Origin of the sequence: Nocardia sp. NPDC058176 (assembly GCF_042883805.1) — a bacterium.
Lineage (GTDB): Bacteria > Actinomycetota > Actinomycetes > Mycobacteriales > Mycobacteriaceae > Nocardia.
In genome coordinates this window covers 242500-259032 of the sequence record NZ_JBHVVA010000001.1, presented here as the reverse complement: position 1 = coordinate 259032, position 16533 = coordinate 242500, and the positions used below count along the sequence as shown (strand labels likewise).

The following is a 16533-nucleotide window of genomic DNA, read 5'->3' as shown; positions in this document are numbered from 1 at the left end:
ACGGGTTGGCCAGGAACGAGGGTGCACGGTGTACGTAGTGATCATGGGGTGTGGCCGTGTCGGCTCGTCGCTGGCACGCGCGCTGACCCGGGTGGGTCACGAGGTGACGGTGATCGACCGTGACCCCAGCGCGTTCCGCCGGCTCGGTGAGGGGTTCACCGGTGAGCAGGTGATCGGCGTCGGCTTCGATCGGGATGTGCTGACCCGCGCGGGAATCGAACGCGCGGATGCCTTCGCGGCGGTGTCCTCCGGTGACAACTCCAACATCATCTCGGCCCGGGTGGCCAGGGAGATGTTCGGCGTCGAGCGCGTCGTCGCGCGGATCTACGACGCCAAGCGCGCCGAGGTCTACGAGCGGCTCGGCATCCCGACCATCGCGACCGTGCCGTGGACCACCGACCGCTTCCTGCGCAGCCTCATCGGTGACAACTCGACCACCACCTGGCGCGATCCGACGGGCACGGTCGCCGTCACCCAGCTCACCCTGCACGAGGAGTGGTTCGGGCGCACGGTGCGCGAGCTGGAACGTGATCTCGGGGTGCGGGTGGCCTTCGTCCTGCGGTTCGGCCGCGGCGTGCTGCCCGAGGCCAAGACGATCGTCCAGGCCGACGACGTGGTCTACGTCGCGGCGACGTCCGGCAGTGTCGGTGAGGTCGTCGCGCTGGCCGCCAAACCCCCCGTGAGCGAGGACTGAGCACGATGAAGGTGGCCATCGCCGGAGCGGGCGCGGTCGGGCGCTCGATCGCCAGGGAACTGTTGCGCGGCGGGCATCGGGTGATGCTGCTCGAGCGTCAGCTCGACCACATCGACCAGGCCGCGATTCCCGACGCGGTCTGGGTGCACGCCGACGCCTGCGAGCTCTCGCTGCTGGAGAACGCCGAGCTCGAGACCTACGAGGTGGTCATCGCGGCCACCGGTGACGACAAGGCGAACCTGGTGCACAGCCTGCTCGCCAAGACCGAGTTCGGCGTGCGCCGGGTGGTCGCGCGGGTCAACGATCCGCGCAACGAATGGCTCTTCGACGAGTCGTGGGGCGTCGACGTCGCGGTGTCGACGCCACGGCTGCTCGCCTCCCTCGTCGAGGAGGCCGTGTCGGTGGGTGATCTGGTGCGGCTGATGACGCTGCGTCAGGGCCAGGCCAACCTGGTCGAGATCACCCTGCCCGCCGACACCCAGCTCGCGGGCAAGCCGGTGCGCAGCCTGGCCATGCCGCGCGACACCGCGCTGGTGACGATCCTGCGCGGCGGCCGGGTGATCGTGCCGCAGCCCGACGACCCGTTCGAGGGCGAGGACGAGCTGCTGTTCGTCACCTCGGTGGAGGCCGAAGAGGACCTGCGCCTGACCCTGGCCACCCACGGCATTCGTCCGTAACACCCCGATACGTCGATGCCGTGATCGCCGGTCGGCTCAGGCGTCCTTCAGCTGCGCGCGCAGCTTGTTGAGCGCGCGGTGCTGCATGACCCGCACGACGCCGGGACTGGTCCCGATGGCCTCGGCGGTCTGGGCCGCACTCCAGCCGAGCACGATCCGCATGACCAGCACCTCGCGGTGATTGGGGGCCAGCACCTGCATGAGCTCGAGGGTGGCGGCGCGGCGCTCGTAGGCCAGCGCCCAGTCCTCGGGGCCGGCCGCGACGCTGGCGGTATCGGGCAGGTCGGCCATCGGGTAGGCGACGTGCTTGCCGCGGCGGAACGCGTCGGAGACCTTGTTGGCGGCGATGCCGTAGACGAAGGCGAGGAACGACTTGCCCTGGTCGCGGTAGCGCGGGATGGCGGTGACGGTGGCCATCAGCACTTCCTGGGTGACGTCGTCGGCGGTGACGGTCAGGTGGCCGGTGGCGCCCATCCTGGCCGAACAGTAGCGCCGGACCAGCGGGTGCACGAGCCGGACGATCTCGCTCACGGCGTCGCGGTCGCCCGCGGCGGCGGGCCCGATCAGCGCGTCGAGTTCGGCGGCGATGCGCTTGCTCTCCGACAGGACGGGCGCCGCCGGGGACTTCGGTGCGCTTCGACGATGCTCGGTTGCCATCATGGTCGCCGGTCCTTTCACGATCACTGCGTTGCTTATGCATTGATCGTGCGACGAACGGGCGGCCGCTGATAGGTACCCCAGGGTGGGTACTTGCCCACCTCGGGCCGGTCAGGCGCGGGTGGATTCCGTTCCGGCGGCGGACTTGTCGGCCGGCAGGTGACCGGCGCGGCGCACCGCCCACACGGTGACCACCAGCGCGACCGCGGTCAGCGGCCAGCCCATGGCGATACGGGCCACCGCCAGCCAGGTGGTGTGGTCGGTGTCGTAGAGCTGCGACTGCACCAGATAGCGGGCGCCGAAGACGACCACCCACACGACGGTGGCCAGCGAGTAGAGCTTGCGGATGCGCCGATCGGTGCGCCACGCCGTGCCGTGCCCGTTGAGCGCGCCCCAGATCACGCCGACCAGCGGCCAGCGCACCAGGATCGACACCGCGAAAACACCCGCGTAGACCAGGCTGGTGTAGATGCCGAACAGGAAGAATCCTTTGGCCTCACCCACCCGGTAGGCGATGAACGCGCACAGGCCGACGCCGAAGAAACCGGAGATCGCGGGCTGCACCGGATCGTGGCGGTAGAGCCGCCACACCAGCACACCGGCCGCGACGCCGAGGGCCGCCCAGATGGCGGCGGTGAGCCCCGCGACGGTGTTCACCGGCACGAAGACCAGCACCGGCAGGGTGGAGTAGATCAGGCCGCTGAGGCCGCCCATCTGTTCGAGCAGGGTCTGGGACCGCGCGAGCTCGACCTCGACCTCGGGGTCGACCGGCTTGTCGGTCGCCACCGGCAAGGCCACGGTGGGTTCGGGGTCCGCGGCAGTGCGGTACTCGTCGCTGGAGGGCATACGTCAGCTGTTCCCGCGCAATTCGTAGTAGGGGTTGAAGATCACTTTGCGGCCGTCGCGGTCACCCACGCGGCCACGGACCAGGATGCGCCTGCCCGGCTCGATGCCGGGAATGCGCCGCCGCCCGATCCACACCAGGGTGATGGCGTCGGTGCCGTCGAAGAACTCGGCCTGCACGGTGGCACCCGCGGACTTGGGACATGCTTCCACACTGCGGAGCCTGCCCAGAATGGTGGCCTCCTCGCCGCGACAACAGTCCACCGCGCGGCGGGCACCGGAGGCATCGGCCGTCTCGGCCAGTTCCTCGGCGTCGAGCGCGTTGATGTCCTCGGTGAGGCGGCGGCCGAGTCGTCGAAAGTATCCCGAGGCCGGACCCGATCCGAACTTGTGTCCGCCCGTGGATGACGACATGGCACGCTTCTCCCGCTAGTTGGCCGTACACCGCCACTGTAGATGGGCAAACGCGGGGCCGCTACGCTCGGTCCGTGTTGCGCACCCCACCCCAGGTCACCGTGGTCGCCCTGCCCGGAACCGGCTCCGACGCCGATTTCGCCGCCCGCGCCTTCGGGCCCGCCGCGGCCGCGCGCGGACTGCGTCTGCACGCCGTCGAACCGGACCCGAGGGCCGTGATCGCGAGCTGTACCGCGGCTTTGGACGCCGCCGCGGAGCGCGGGCCGGTCCTCGCCGCGGGGATCTCCCTCGGTGCCGCGATCGCGCTCGACTGGGCTGCCGGGCACCGCACCGCGACGGTTGGTGTGATCACAGCATTACCCGCCTGGACCGGTGCCGAAACCGCCGCCTGCCCCGCCGCGCTGAGCGCCTCGGTTACCGCCGAGCAACTGCGCGCCGACGGGCTCGAGGCGGTGATCGAGCGAATGCGCGCGTCGAGTCCGGAGTGGCTGGCCGACGCGCTCACCCAGTCCTGGCGCGGGCAGTGGCCGCACCTGCCGCAGGCACTCGACGAGGCGGCGGCCTACGCGTGGCCGTCGCTCGAGCAGCTGGCGGCCGGTGACGTGCCGGTGGCGGTGGTCGGCGCCGAGGACGACCCGGTGCATCCGATCGCGATCGCCGAGCAGTGGGCGGCCACCCTGCCGCAGGCGGGATTGCGTCGAGTCACGCTGGCCGAACTGGGCGCCGATCCGGCGGTACTCGGCCGGGCCGGATTCGCCGAACTCGAGGCCGCGCTGTCGGTTTCGTCGCGGGCTTGATCCGACCTACGCGACTTGCTCTGCCCGGCCACACCCGAGGTCGACGACGTCAAGGCGACCCGCAGGGCTTTGTCCACTCCGCACGCAGGCCCCACCCCCGACGCCCGACACGGCTCACGCCGAGGCCCATGCGCTCGCCGAAGCACAGCGGTACGGCGCGGCCGGTGCCAACCGTGTCGACACCGGCCCCGATTCGCTGATTCGCGTTCTAGTTGAGCCCGAGTTGCTGCATCGCCGAGCCGTCGGCGCCGCGCCGGGGCTCGTCGGGCAGCTTCGGCGGCAGCGCCGAGGGCGGCGGCGCCTGCGCGGCCGCGGCTTGGGCCGCCGCCGCCTGCTGCTGGGCCTGCACCTGCTGCTGATGGGCGGCGGCCAGCTGTTCGGCCAGCTCCCGGGGCAGCACCACCGGGAGCGGGTCACGCACCGGCAGCGGCTCGCTGCCACGGCGCACCACGGCATCGGCGAGCACGGCGCGCGCCGCGGTGATCAGCGGGCTGCGCTCGTCCACCGCGCCCGACGGACCGGCGGCGACCAACCGGATCATCCAGCGCGGCCCGTCGACACCGATGAAGCGCAGATCGGCGCCCTCGGTGATCGCCTTGACCTCACGGCCCCACGGGCCCTTCTCCACGGCCACGCTCGCGCCGTCACCGCGCAGCGACTCGGCCAGATCGGCGGCCACCGTGCGCCACTGCCCCGCCGACTTCGGCGCCGCGTAGGCGGCGACGGTGAGCCTGCCGTGCTCGGTGGCCAGGTGCACCGCCTGCGGGGTGCCGTCCGGGCTCATCTCCACCTGCAACTGGCCACCCTGCGGCACCGGGATCAGCACCGAACCCAGGTCAAGGCGCTGCGCGACGACCTCGTCGGACACTTCGGTGATGTCGTAGGGCCCCGCCGCGGCGTCCGGCTCGTGGTCGAAATTGCCGTAGATGCGCTCGTCGGTCGGCGCGTCGTCGAAGTCCAGGTGCGCGAAGTCGGGACGGTGGAACTCGTCGGTGTCGTAGTCGTCTTCGGTATAGCCGTCGAGGTCGTAGTCGGCGGCCGCTTCGTAGTCGTCGTACTCGTCGTCGTAGCCGACGGGTTCGTCGTAGTCGACGTCCTCGCGCGGCGCGCGCTTCTTCTTGCCGAACAGACCCATTACGCCTCCTCGCCGGACAGGCTCGCGTGCCCGCCGCTCGACCCGTATCCGCCGGTACCGCGGGCGGTGTCGTCGAGATCGTCGACCTCGACGAAATCGACCAGCTCGACCCGCTGCACCAGCAACTGCGCGATGCGATCGCCGCGGCGCAGCTCGATCGCGGTGCGCGGGTCGTGGTTGATCAGGCACACCTTGATCTCGCCGCGATAGCCCGCGTCGACCGTGCCGGGCGTGTTCACCACCGACAGGCCCGCCTTGGCGGCCAGGCCGGACCGGGGATGGATCAGCCCGACCGTGCCGATCGGCAGCGCGAGCGCGATCCCGGTGCCCACCAGCACCCGCTCGCCCGGTTCGATGATCACATCCTCGGTGGTACAGAGGTCGACGCCCGCGTCACCCGGATGGGCACGCGTCGGCACAGGGATGCCGGGATCGAGCCGCCGCAGCGGAATCGGTGCAAGTGCGTTCACATCGGTCGAGACTACGCGTTCTACCGCACGACCTTGCGGTCAACGCCTCGGCGCGGTGGCCTACTCTGGACGGGTGCCCGACCAGCCACGTTCATCTGCCACCGACACCGCGGACACCGACCGCCCCGCACCGCCCACCCAGAGCCCGTCGCCCTATCGCGAACGACTGTGGGTACCGCTGTGGTGGTGGCCGATCGGATTCGCGATCGCGGGGCTGCTCGCCGCCGAGATCCACATGGGCGCGCCCGGAGTGCGGGCCTGGCTGCCCTACGCGCTGCTGGCGCCGGTGCCGGTCTGGATCCTGCTGTGGATGAGCAGGCACCGCCTGGAAGTGGCCGTCACGGCCGACGGTACGGCGGAACTGCGCGTCGACCGCGCCCACCTGCCGGTGAGCTATGTCGCGCGCGCCGCGGCCGTCGCCCCGACGGCCAAGAGCGCGGCCCTGGGCCGACAGCTCGACCCCGCCGCGTATGTGCAGCACCGGGCCTGGATCGGCCCGCTGGCGCTGCTGGTTCTCGATGACCCGGACGACCCGACGCCGTACTGGTTGATCAGTACGCGCAGGCCGGACCAGGTCTTGGCCGCGCTCGGACTACCGAGCGCGGGCTGACCCGTCGCGCCGTCTTTCTCAGGCGGCGCAGTCCATGCAGATCAGCTGGCCACCCTTCTCGCTGGCCAGTCTGCTGCGGTGATGCACGAGGAAACAGCTGGAACAGGTGAACTCGTCGGCCTGCTTCGGGATCACCCGAACACTGAGTACTTCCTCGGACAGGTCCGCGCCGGGAAGCTCGAACGATTCCGCTGTATCGGACTCGTCGATGTCCACGACGGCGGACTGCGCCTCGTTGCGGCGGGCCTTCAGCTCCTCGAGCGAATCCTCCGACACTTCGTCGGATTCGGTGCGCCGCGGTGCGTCATAGTCGGTTGCCATGTCGTCTTCCCCTCAGTCCTTACTCCGTATATCCCGGATCAGTTCGATATCCGTATCCCCGCAGGGATACGGCGTACGTACCGCCCCGCCGGTGGTGCACCTCACACGTACACCGTCCGCCTATCGGGTTCGATCGGCGAAGATCTACTCCGACAGCGTTCGGTTAACGCAGGACATGCCCTTGTTGTTCCCGCGACCGACCACCGTTTCACCGGTGATTATTCGATCTGGGCGGCCAGACAATAGCGGACCAGCGGACAAATGTCGCAATCACAACCCGGCCGAGTCGAAACCGACGACGAATCTTCACCTGCCGGGAAACTCGCCGAGACCTCCAGCGCTCGCGCGCCGCCACCGGACTCGTAGAGTGAGCGCGTGGTTTCACTGATCACCGAAGGCAGCGCGACCGATCGCGACGGCAAACCTTTCCCGCGACGGCGGCCCGAGCTGTGGCTCGCCCTTGTCCTCGTGCTGGCTCTGGTGAGCCTGTTCGTCTGGATCACGGCGTTTCGCACCCATGACGACAGCAACGAGCCGATGGCGTGCAACGCACCGAGCACGCCCACCGGAGTCGACGCACCCCAACCCGCCCCGCTGGGCACCAGGGTTGGACCGTCCCGGCTCGACGACGTCGACCCGGCGGCACTGTCGGAGTCGAAGGTGCGCGTGTTCAACGCCAACGGCCAGAGCGGCCAGGCCGGCAACATCGCCTCCGCACTGGGCGACCTCGGCTTCGCCCCCGCACCGGACGTACAGGTCGGTAACGATCCGGTCTACGTCAACGGCGACCTCACCTGCACCGGCCAGATCCGCTTCGGCGTCAACGGCAGGCCCGCGGCCGCCTCGGTGCAGCTGGTCGCCCCGTGCGCCGAACTGATCGAGGACCCGCGCACCGACGACTCCGTCGACCTGGTCCTCGGCCTGGCCTTCGGCGAATCACTGCGCCCCGGCGCCGATGCCGAAGAGGTCCTGCGCTCGCTGAAGAACCTCGCCCCCGGTTCCAGCTCGTCGTCCATCGACCCCAATCTCTTGGACGCGGCCCGCACGGTGAAGTGCTGAGATCTCGGCGGCTGGTGCCGCGGGTTCTCGGCCAGACGTAGTTCAGTCGGGCAGGGCCGCAGTGGCGCCCGCGCGCTCCAGGAGTGCGGCGAGGTCCGAGGCGATGCCGGGGGCGGCGACGACGGTGAGTTCGCCCGCGGCGCCGCCGACGGTGACCGCGGGGACTCGCACCACGGCGCCCGCCTCGGCGGCGATGAGGGCGCCCGCGGCCCAGTCCCAGGCGTTGAGGCCGTGCTCGTAGTAGGCGTCGATCCGGCCCGCGGCGACGTGGCACAGGTCCATGGCGGCGGCGCCGAGTCGGCGGATGTCGCGGATCTCGGGCAGGACCCGGGTGAGCACCGCGGCCTGCCGGGTCCGGCGCTCGCGGCCGTAGGCGAAGCCGGTGGCCACCAGGGCCAGGGCGAGTGAGTCCTCGCGGGTGCAGCGCAGGCGGGTCCGGATGCCGTCGGCGGTGACGGCGTACGAACCGCCGCCCAGCGCGGCGCTGTAGGTGGTCGCGGCGGCCACGTCGACGACCGCACCGGCCACCGGCTCGCCGTCGCGCACCGCGGCCACCGAGACCGCGTAACCGGGCAGTCCGTAGAGGAAGTTCACGGTGCCGTCGATCGGGTCGACGACCCAGGTGACGGTGCCCGGTGCGGTCGCGCCGACATCACCGCCGCCCTCCTCGCCGAGGATCGCGTCGGCGGGCCTGCGGGTGGCGAGCAGGCCGCGGATCAGCTGTTCGGATTCGGTGTCGACGATGGTGACCGGGTCGGTGGCGTGACCCTTGGTGGCCACCGCGCCGTCGGCCGCCTCGCCGTCGGTGAAGACTTCGGGCCTGCGGGCGCGCACGTGCGCGGCGGCCGCTTCGGCGAGTTCGACGGCGAGGCGGCGCAAGTCGTCGTAGCCGGCGGTGGAGGTCGGGGCGCTGGAACTCTGGGCGGCAGTGTGTTCGGGGGGCACGGGCACCACCCCATCGCATCACATGTCGCGTCGACTCGCCCGGGCGGTGACTACCGCTACTCTGTGTCACTGCACATCGACCGCGTCAGCAAGGGGTTGAACCATGTCCGCTCGGGGGCACGCATTCGGTATCGATATCGGCGGTAGCGGGGTGAAGGGCGCCGTGGTCGACCTGGCCACCGGCCTGCTCACCCACGACCGCATCAAGATCGCGACACCTCAGCCGGCCACCCCCGCCGCGGTCGCCGCGGCGGTGGCCGAACTCGTCGCCACGGCGGGATGGGACGGCCCGGTCGGCCTCACCATGCCCACCGTGGTGCTCGACGGCCACACCAGGACCGCGGCCAACATCGACCACTCCTGGATCGGCACCGACGCCCGCGCGCTGTTCTCGGCGGCGCTGGGCGGGCGGACGGTGACCGTCCTCAACGACGCCGACGCGGCCGGACTGGCCGAGGACGTCTACGGCGCGGCCCGCGACCTCGACGGCCTGACCCTGCTGCTCACCTTCGGCACCGGCATAGGCTCGGCCCTGCTCTACAACGGCACCCTGGTGCCCAACTCCGAGCTCGGCCATCTCGACATCGCGGGTGCCGAGGCCGAGCACCTGGCCGCGGCCTCGATCAAGGATCGCGAAGGCCTCACCTACCCGGCGTGGGCACAGCGGGTGAGCACGGTGCTCAGCCACATCGAGGACCTGTTCTGGCCGAAGGTGATCGTGGCGGGCGGCGGTATCAGCCGTGACCACGAACAGTGGATCCCCTTGCTCACCAACCGAACTCCGGTGATTCCGGCCGTCCTGAAGAACACGGCGGGTATCGTCGGCGCGGCGATGGCCATCGATCTGGGGATCGCGCCATAGCCCGGCGCGGCTCGCGACGCAACGCCTGGGTGGCATCGTGCCATGAGTACCCTGGTTGGATCGTTACAATGGAACACGTCCGGCGGTGAGCCGGTGAAACCTTCCGGCCACAGCCGGTCGCGAGAAAGCCGGTGAACGCGCGCCGGAGACTCCCGACCGACGCACCGCCGGTGCAACCCGACCGACCGCTCCGCCGGAAAACCACTCTGGCGTGACGCCGCACGAGACCGTCACGAAAGGGCGTACGTGGTAGCCACGAATACCCGTCAGACCGCCGACTCGGCCGACGCCGATGCCGACGACGCCGTAAACCCGGCCAAGAAGGCACCGGCCAAGAAGGTCGCCGCCAAGAAGGCTCCGGCCAAGAAGGCCGCTGCCAAGAAGGCTCCGGCGAAGAAGGCGGCCGCCAAGAAGGCTCCGGCCAAGAAGGCGGCCGCGAAGAAGGCGACCTCGGGCGAAGGCGGTGAGGAGCAGCTCGAGGACGAGTCGATCGAACTCGACGATCTCGGTGACCTCGAAGTCGCCGAGGACGAGCTCACCGAGGGCGAGGTGGTCGTCGAGGAGGTCGCCGACGACACCGCCGAAGCGGCCGACACCGCCGAGCCCACCGAGAAGGACAAGGCCTCCGGCGATTTCGTCTGGGACGAGGAGGAGTCCGAAGCGCTGCGGCAGGCACGCAAGGACGCCGAGCTCACCGCCTCGGCCGACTCGGTGCGCGCCTACCTCAAGCAGATCGGCAAGGTCGCGCTGCTCAACGCGGAGGAGGAGGTCGAACTCGCCAAGCGGATCGAGGCCGGCCTGTTCGCCGCGGAGAAGATGCGCGAGTTCGCCGAGGCGGGCGAGAAGCTCTCGGTGACCACCCGCCGCGATTTCAACTGGATCGTGCGCGACGGCAACCGGGCCAAGAACCACCTGCTCGAGGCCAACCTGCGCCTGGTGGTCTCCCTCGCCAAGCGCTACACCGGTCGCGGCATGGCGTTCCTGGATCTGATCCAGGAGGGCAACCTCGGTCTGATCCGCGCGGTCGAGAAGTTCGACTACACCAAGGGTTACAAGTTCTCGACCTACGCGACGTGGTGGATCCGGCAGGCCATCACCCGCGCGATGGCCGACCAGGCCCGCACCATCCGTATCCCGGTGCACATGGTCGAGGTCATCAACAAGCTCGGTCGCATCCAGCGCGAGCTGCTCCAGGACCTGGGCCGTGAGCCCACCCCGGAGGAGCTGGCCAAGGAGATGGACATCACGCCGGAGAAGGTCCTCGAAATCCAGCAGTACGCGCGTGAGCCGATCTCGCTGGACCAGACCATCGGCGACGAGGGCGACAGCCAGCTCGGCGACTTCATCGAGGACTCCGAGGCGGTCGTCGCGGTCGACGCGGTGAGCTTCACCCTGCTGCAGGATCAGCTGCAGTCGGTGCTCGAGACCCTGTCCGAGCGCGAGGCGGGCGTGGTGCGGTTGCGCTTCGGCCTCACCGACGGCCAGCCGCGCACCCTCGACGAGATCGGCCAGGTCTACGGCGTGACGCGTGAGCGCATCCGCCAGATCGAGTCGAAGACGATGAGCAAGCTGCGTCACCCGAGCCGGTCCCAGGTGCTGCGCGACTACCTGGACTGATCGATTCGCACAGCGAGGCCCGTACCACTGTCACCGGTGGTGCGGGCTTCGCTTTGCGCGACCGCCGCGTGATCATCCCCACACAGCCGAATTATGCTGCGAATCAAGCGGATTCGCGATCGTCACCGTATCGTCACATCCGGTTCTTCGTTCTACCGCCGCCGGTATGGCGGTACTTGCTTTGAGGGTTCTTCGCAGCGTGCTCGACATCCATCACTTCAGCTACGGCTGGATCACTCCCGTTCTCGCGTACTTCATGTCGGTCACCGGCTGTCTGCTCGGGCTGCAGTGCGCGGCCAGGGGCCGTAACGCGGTCGAGGGACGGGTCGGCTGGCTCATCGGCGCCGCGATCGCCATCGGTGGCACCGGCATCTGGGTCATGCATTTCATCGCGATGCTGGGATTCAGCATCCGCGGCACCGAGATCCGTTTCGACATCCCGCTGACGCTGTTCAGCGCGATCACCGCGATGGTGGTCGTCGGGATCGGCCTGTTCATGGTCAACAAGCCACAGCCCACCCTGCGCTCACTGCTCGCGGGCGGCACCATCGCCGGTCTCGGCGTGGGCACCATGCACTACTCGGGCATGTACGCCATGCGGTCGACGGCGACCGTCGGGTACGACCCGAAGATCGTGGCGCTCTCGATCGTGATCGCGGTGGTCGCCTCGATCGTGGCGCTGTGGTTCACCTTGCGCGTCAAGGGATTCCTCGCCACCGTCGGTGCCGCGCTGATCATGGGCGTGGCCGTGTGCGGCATGCACTACACCGGCATGGCCGCCATGCACGCGCACGCCGATCACCACGCTGCACCGGCCTCCGGCGCCGTCGCGATGGAACTGCTGGCCCCGCTGATCGGGGTGAGCAGCATCGTCACCATGCTGGTGCTGATCAGCGTGAGCCTCACCGAGATCGAGAACGAGGAGGCGCTGCCACGAATGTGGCTGACCTCCCGGCATCGGCCGCGACCGCGCCAGGCCACGCCCGTACCTCCCCCGAAGGGCGAGGAGATCGAGTACCGCACCGAGGAGCTGGTCTACGACGGTGTCGGCGGTTGGCCGCGGCGGGTCGTCGACTAGTTCGCGCGCCGGGGTGTACTGAACACGCCGTCGGGACCGGGCAGGTAGGGCTGCGCGTCGAGCACCGACGCGCTGGGCAGCGGCGCGTACAGGTGCGGGAACACCATCGAGGCCGGATCGGTCGGCACACCGGGCTCCCACTTCACCTCGCCGGTGAACCGGGCGGGGTCCAGCCACAGCACCACCAGGTCGGTGCGCCCGGCGAAGAGCCGGTTGGCGGGCAGATGGACCTGTTCGGGCGTGGACAGGTGCACGAAGCCGCTCTCGGCCAGCGAAGGGGGCCTGCGCTCACCGGCGAGCCGCGCCTGTTCCCATTCTTGGAAAGTACACAGGTGAACAAGCGTGTGAGTGTCGTATGTCACGGGTAATCTCCGGGTAGACAACAGGTTCGGACGGTCGAGATCGGGTCACCCAGCGGTCGGGCCGCTCGATTCGGTGGTTGCGCCCCGCGCGTAACGGGCAACACCGCAGCGAGCGACATATCGATGAGTGACAAGATCGTGTGGGAGGTGGCAGATACGGCTCCGCGGGTGTTCGGCGGGTACTCGATACCGGCGACCAGCGGGTGTTCGCTTTCAGCGAAACCGCAGGTCGTGTTATCGAAAACACAAAGATTCACTTCCGGGAACAAAGCCTGAACCCCGAACGTCTGACAGAGTAGTCGTACCCCTGCTGGGAAGTAGCGGATGCGAGCCTCGTGGAGTGACCACGGGGCCCACACCTAGGCGAACGGCCACGCAGCGCCGGGAGCCGGGACGGAGGAGTCATGCCAGGAACCCTGACCAGCACCCCACTGACCGCGGTCGATCGTTGCGATCGTTGCGGGGCGGCTGCCCGAGTGCGTGCCGTTCTTCCCGCGGGTGGCGAGTTGCTCTTCTGCCAGCACCACGCGAATGAACACATGGATCGTCTGCGCGAGCTCGAAGCCGTGATCGATACGGAATCGGCTCCCGCCCTCTGACCACTCCTCGCGTCCGAAACAACAGCATCTGACAACAGAACATCCCGACAGCGGGCGACCCGGAAAGGGCGCCCGCTGTCGCTGTGTCCGGGGGGCTGCCGGTCAGGCGTCGGCGAGGATGCCGTCGACGAGCGTCGCGACCCCGTAGACGAAAGCGCCGTCCGGGTCGGCGGGCGCCTGGTAGTACTCCCCGACCGCCGCGCCGACACGCCCGGCCAGCGGAAATTCGTCGGCGGGCATGATCCGGGCGAGCAGTGGTCCGTGCACCGCCCACCAGTCCGCGTCGCTCACCTGGTCGGCCGCACCGGCCGCGGCGACGGCGAGGCGGGCATTGCCGGTGGCGAAGTCGGTGAGCACCGCGATCGCGCGGTCCATCGCCAGGTCGCTCAGTCCGGCGCCGTCGATGGCGGTCAGCTGGTTCTCGTAGCGGCGCATCCGCGCCGGGCCGAGCACTTGACGCCACGGGGAGACCTCGAGCAGCCACGGATGGGCGAGCAGCTCGGTCCGGACCAGCTCGGCCACCGCGATCATCCGGTCGCGGATCGACAGGTCCGCCGGGATGGGGACGTCCTCGGCGGCGACCGCGTCGATCATGAGCACCAGCAGAGCCTCCTTGCTGGGCACATAGGTGTAGATGCTCATCGCGCGCACGCCGAGTTCGGCGGCGACCGCGCGGACGGTGAGCTTGGCGATCCCGTCGCGATCAGCCAGCGCGATGCCCGCCGCCACCACGGCGTCGACCGTGAGACCGGGTTTGGGGCCCCGGGTACCCGGCTTGGCGGGCAGCTGGTGGCGCCACAGCAGCTCGAGGATCCGGGCTGCCTGCGCGGGGGAATTCTCGTCACCGTCGGCGGGCACGAATCCGCCTTTCTGTCAAGGGGAACAAACTCGGTACAGTGTACGTTGTTCCGTTGTTCGCGCTACCCGATCAGAGGAGACCGCTCTGCCCGCCACCCAGGCCACCTATCTACCCGACCGGCACCTGTTCGCCCTGTGGACCTGGACCGGCGACGGTGCGGGCCCTGCGCCCGACCTCGGCGACCCCGAAGAGCTGACCCTGGCCCTGCCCGTCGGCGAGCGGGGCGCCATCGAGCCCGTCGAGATCCCGACCGCCGTGGTGACACCCCGCGAGCTCGCCACCGTCGAGGGCGAACTGGCACCGTCCGCGCTGGCTTGGCGCGCACTGCTCACCCCGTCGACCGAATCGCCCTCCGCCGCATCGGACACGCCCGATCCAGCAGGTACACAACCGGCCCCGCACGCCATGCCCGATCCAGCCGACACGCTCCTACCGGCCGCGCACGCCGACGCCGCCGGCACGCTCCCGCCTGCCGCGCACGCCGTTCCCGACGCGGTGGGCACCGCGATCGTGTCGGCCGCGCGGGCCCTGCGGGTCCTGCGCGAGACCGAGGCCGCGGGGACGGAGCTGGCGCGGGTGCTCGATGCCACACTGCGGCCCTATCAGGTGCGCGGGGTGAGCTGGTTGCGCGAGACCGTCGCCGCCTACGGTGGGGCCGTCCTGGCCGACGAGATGGGACTCGGCAAGACCGTGCAGACCATCGGGTTCCTGCAGCGTCGCGCCGACGGACCGCAGCTGGTGGTGTGCCCGACCTCGCTGGTCGGCAACTGGGTGCACGAGATCGCGCGGTTCGCGCCGGGATTGAAGGCGCAGGCGTGGCGAGGGGGCGAGGTGGCCGCCGACGCGGGCACGGTGGTGGTCACCGGGTACCCGACGCTGCGCCTGCACGGCGCGCGCCTGCACGAACATCAGTGGGCGACCGTGGTGTTCGACGAGGCGCAGGCGTTGAAGAATCCGCGTACCCAGGTGTCGAAGGCGGCCAGGGCATTGCCCGCCGCGGCCAGGGTCGCGCTGACCGGTACGCCGGTGGAGAACCATCTCGACGAGCTGTTCGCCCTGCTGAATCTCACGGTGCCGCGGCTGTTCGCGCACCGGACCCAGTTCCGGCGCCGGTTCGTCCGGCCGATCGAGGAGGGGTCGGCCGCGGCGGCCGCCCGGCTGCGTGATGCCGTCGAGCCGGTGGTGCTCGGGCGCAAGAAGATTCAGGTGGCGGCCACGCTGCCCGCCAAGATCCATACGGACCTGCTGTGTGATCTGTCCGACGAGCAGGAACGGGTGTACGACGCGGCGCTCGCGCGGGCCGTCGAGGAGGGTTTCGGCTCCGGCCTGCAACGCCAGGGGCGGGTTCTCGCGGCGCTCACCGAGCTCAAGCAGGTGTGCAATCACCCCGGACTGGTCTCCGGCGAGCTGGACGAACTCGCCGGGCGCTCCGGCAAACTCGACCTGTGTACCGACATCGTCGCCACCAATCTCGACACCGGTGACCCGACGCTGATCTTCACCCAGTACCGCAAGACCGGCGAGTTGCTGGTCCGCCATCTCGCCGAGCAGTTCGGGGTGGACGCGCCGTTCTTCCACGGCGGGCTCGACGCGGCCCGCCGCGGCGAGATCGTCACCGAGTTCCAGTCCGCGGACGGTCCACCGGTCCTGATCCTGAGCCTGCGCGCGGCGGGCACCGGGCTCACGCTCACCCGCGCCGCCGACGTGATCCATTTCGATCGCTGGTGGAATCCGGCGGTCGAGGCCCAGGCCTCCGATCGCGTCCACCGGATCGGGCAGACCCGCACGGTCACCGTCACCACGCTGACCAGCGCCACCACCGTCGAGGAACACATCGCGGCCATGCACACCCGCAAGTCGGCGCTCACCGACCTGTCCGACGCGGCGGGCATCGCCGAGCTGGCCCGCCTCGACGACGACGCCCTCGTCGACATCCTGCGACGGAAGCGAGAGAACTGATGGCCGACAACGAGTTCGGGTACACCGCCTGGGGCCGGGACTGGGTGCGGCTGGCCGAACCGCTGCGCCAGACCCGGCCCGAACCGCTGCTGCCCCGGGCCCGCAGCATCGCCCGCAATCACGGGGTGCGGACCGAGATCGGTGCACGAACGGTGCGGGCGCATCTGCACCGCGGCGGCAAGGCCTCGATCGCGCACGTGGAGGTGGCCCCGCTCGACCGCGCGGCGGTCACCGCGATCGCGCGGATCATTCCCGATCCGACCGTGCTCACCGACGAGATGCACCGGGCCCTCGTCGACGCCGGGCACTCCCCCGCGCCGACCCTGGTCAGCACCGATTGCTCGTGCTCGGCGCGGACCGACCGGTGTGTGCACGTGCTCGCGGTGCTGTACACGATCGCCTGGCAGGTGGACGAGAATCCGCGCCTGGCATTGGAACTGCAGGACTACTTCGACGCCACCGCCGACCCGGACGCCCCCGTGGCCGAGGCGCGCTGGACCAGCCTGCACACCCTCGACCCGGCGGAGTTCTTCACCGCCGCGCACTGAACCGTCCCGAACCCGACGGGCACCGCG

Annotated in this window: 20 protein-coding genes; 11 read left to right on the top strand and 9 right to left on the bottom strand. The window is 70.0% G+C overall.

All coding sequences use genetic code 11. The annotated features are described in order from the left end of the window. Nucleotides 1-28: 28 nt before the first annotated feature. Both ACFVVM_RS01180 and ACFVVM_RS01175 read left to right on the top strand, forming a co-directional pair. Nucleotides 29-694, top strand: coding sequence for a potassium channel family protein (locus tag ACFVVM_RS01180; protein ID WP_387611685.1), 666 nt, complete (start codon nt 29-31; stop codon nt 692-694). Nucleotides 695-699: 5 nt separating this feature from the next. Beyond that, nucleotides 700-1371: a potassium channel family protein gene (locus ACFVVM_RS01175; RefSeq protein WP_387611683.1), complete on the top strand. Its 672-nt coding sequence runs from the start codon at nt 700-702 to the stop codon at nt 1369-1371. 36 nt (nt 1372-1407) lie between these two features. Here the strand turns inward: ACFVVM_RS01175 and ACFVVM_RS01170 are convergent, their stop codons facing one another. The 3 genes from ACFVVM_RS01170 to ACFVVM_RS01160 all read right to left on the bottom strand — a co-directional run bounded on the left by ACFVVM_RS01170 (nt 1408) and on the right by ACFVVM_RS01160 (nt 3285). After that, a complete protein-coding gene (locus tag ACFVVM_RS01170; RefSeq protein ID WP_387611680.1) occupies nt 1408-2028 on the bottom strand; it encodes a sigma-70 family RNA polymerase sigma factor in 621 nt (206 codons plus the stop codon). Between the two features lie 111 nt (nt 2029-2139). Next, nucleotides 2140-2874, bottom strand: coding sequence for a DUF3159 domain-containing protein (locus ACFVVM_RS01165; RefSeq protein ID WP_387611678.1), 735 nt, complete (start codon nt 2872-2874; stop codon nt 2140-2142). A gap of 3 nt (nt 2875-2877) precedes the next feature. Then, nucleotides 2878-3285, bottom strand: a complete 408-nt coding sequence (locus tag ACFVVM_RS01160) for an OB-fold nucleic acid binding domain-containing protein (RefSeq protein WP_387611675.1) — start codon at nt 3283-3285, stop codon at nt 2878-2880. Between the two features lie 74 nt (nt 3286-3359). Between ACFVVM_RS01160 and ACFVVM_RS01155 the strand changes: the two genes are divergently transcribed. Then, entirely contained in the window at nt 3360-4082 is a 723-nt protein-coding gene (locus tag ACFVVM_RS01155) for an alpha/beta fold hydrolase (RefSeq protein WP_387611672.1), read from the top strand. Between the two features lie 208 nt (nt 4083-4290). Here the strand turns inward: ACFVVM_RS01155 and ACFVVM_RS01150 are convergent, their stop codons facing one another. Both ACFVVM_RS01150 and dut read right to left on the bottom strand, forming a co-directional pair. Next, complete coding sequence (locus ACFVVM_RS01150) at nt 4291-5211, bottom strand: DUF3710 domain-containing protein (protein ID WP_387616693.1); 921 nt, start codon at nt 5209-5211, stop codon at nt 4291-4293. A 5-nt stretch (nt 5212-5216) separates the two neighbouring features. Beyond that, the gene (gene dut, locus ACFVVM_RS01145; protein ID WP_387611669.1) at nt 5217-5687 is read right to left on the bottom strand and encodes a dUTP diphosphatase; all 471 of its coding nucleotides are present in this window, start codon (nt 5685-5687) and stop codon (nt 5217-5219) included. 73 nt (nt 5688-5760) lie between these two features. On the opposite strand from dut, the gene ACFVVM_RS01140 reads away from it, so the two are divergent. Further along, nucleotides 5761-6297, top strand: coding sequence for a DUF3093 domain-containing protein (locus tag ACFVVM_RS01140; protein ID WP_387611667.1), 537 nt, complete (start codon nt 5761-5763; stop codon nt 6295-6297). Between the two features lie 18 nt (nt 6298-6315). Here ACFVVM_RS01140 and ACFVVM_RS01135 read toward each other — a convergent pair whose 3' ends face one another. Further along, entirely contained in the window at nt 6316-6618 is a 303-nt protein-coding gene (locus ACFVVM_RS01135; protein ID WP_110035695.1) for a DUF4193 domain-containing protein, read from the bottom strand. 375 nt (nt 6619-6993) lie between these two features. On the opposite strand from ACFVVM_RS01135, the gene cei reads away from it, so the two are divergent. Continuing rightward, nucleotides 6994-7677, top strand: coding sequence for an envelope integrity protein Cei (cei, locus tag ACFVVM_RS01130; RefSeq protein ID WP_387611664.1), 684 nt, complete (start codon nt 6994-6996; stop codon nt 7675-7677). Between the two features lie 42 nt (nt 7678-7719). On the opposite strand, the gene ACFVVM_RS01125 is transcribed toward cei, so the two are convergent. Next, entirely contained in the window at nt 7720-8622 is a 903-nt protein-coding gene (locus ACFVVM_RS01125; protein ID WP_387611662.1) for an inositol monophosphatase family protein, read from the bottom strand. 103 nt (nt 8623-8725) lie between these two features. Here ACFVVM_RS01125 and ppgK point away from each other — a divergent pair, with 103 nt between their 5' ends. From ppgK to ACFVVM_RS01110, 3 genes are all read left to right on the top strand, one after another. Next, on the top strand, nt 8726-9484 hold the full coding sequence (gene ppgK / locus ACFVVM_RS01120; protein WP_387611659.1) for a polyphosphate--glucose phosphotransferase: 759 nt from the start codon (nt 8726-8728) through the stop codon (nt 9482-9484). Nucleotides 9485-9730: 246 nt separating this feature from the next. Continuing rightward, nucleotides 9731-11101 (top strand): RNA polymerase sigma factor, encoded by a 1371-nt coding sequence (locus ACFVVM_RS01115; protein WP_387611656.1) that lies wholly within the window; start codon nt 9731-9733, stop codon nt 11099-11101. Between the two features lie 181 nt (nt 11102-11282). Then, nucleotides 11283-12179 carry an MHYT domain-containing protein gene (locus ACFVVM_RS01110; RefSeq protein WP_387611653.1) on the top strand — a complete coding sequence of 299 codons (897 nt, stop codon included), beginning with the start codon at nt 11283-11285 and terminating at the stop codon, nt 12177-12179. On the opposite strand, the gene ACFVVM_RS01105 is transcribed toward ACFVVM_RS01110, so the two are convergent. Next, complete coding sequence (locus ACFVVM_RS01105) at nt 12176-12541, bottom strand: DUF952 domain-containing protein (protein WP_387611650.1); 366 nt, start codon at nt 12539-12541, stop codon at nt 12176-12178. The genes ACFVVM_RS01110 and ACFVVM_RS01105 overlap by 4 nt on opposite strands. A gap of 404 nt (nt 12542-12945) precedes the next feature. On the opposite strand from ACFVVM_RS01105, the gene ACFVVM_RS01100 reads away from it, so the two are divergent. After that, a complete protein-coding gene (locus ACFVVM_RS01100; RefSeq protein ID WP_029903635.1) occupies nt 12946-13140 on the top strand; it encodes a hypothetical protein in 195 nt (64 codons plus the stop codon). Between the two features lie 102 nt (nt 13141-13242). On the opposite strand, the gene ACFVVM_RS01095 is transcribed toward ACFVVM_RS01100, so the two are convergent. Beyond that, complete coding sequence (locus ACFVVM_RS01095; protein WP_387611647.1) at nt 13243-13998, bottom strand: TetR/AcrR family transcriptional regulator; 756 nt, start codon at nt 13996-13998, stop codon at nt 13243-13245. Between the two features lie 124 nt (nt 13999-14122). Between ACFVVM_RS01095 and ACFVVM_RS01090 the strand changes: the two genes are divergently transcribed. Then, nucleotides 14123-15958, top strand: coding sequence for a DEAD/DEAH box helicase (locus ACFVVM_RS01090; RefSeq protein WP_387616691.1), 1836 nt, complete (start codon nt 14123-14125; stop codon nt 15956-15958). Beyond that, nucleotides 15958-16506, top strand: coding sequence for a hypothetical protein (locus tag ACFVVM_RS01085; RefSeq protein ID WP_387611644.1), 549 nt, complete (start codon nt 15958-15960; stop codon nt 16504-16506). The genes ACFVVM_RS01090 and ACFVVM_RS01085 overlap by 1 nt, the downstream gene beginning before the upstream one ends. Nucleotides 16507-16533: the final 27 nt, after the last annotated feature.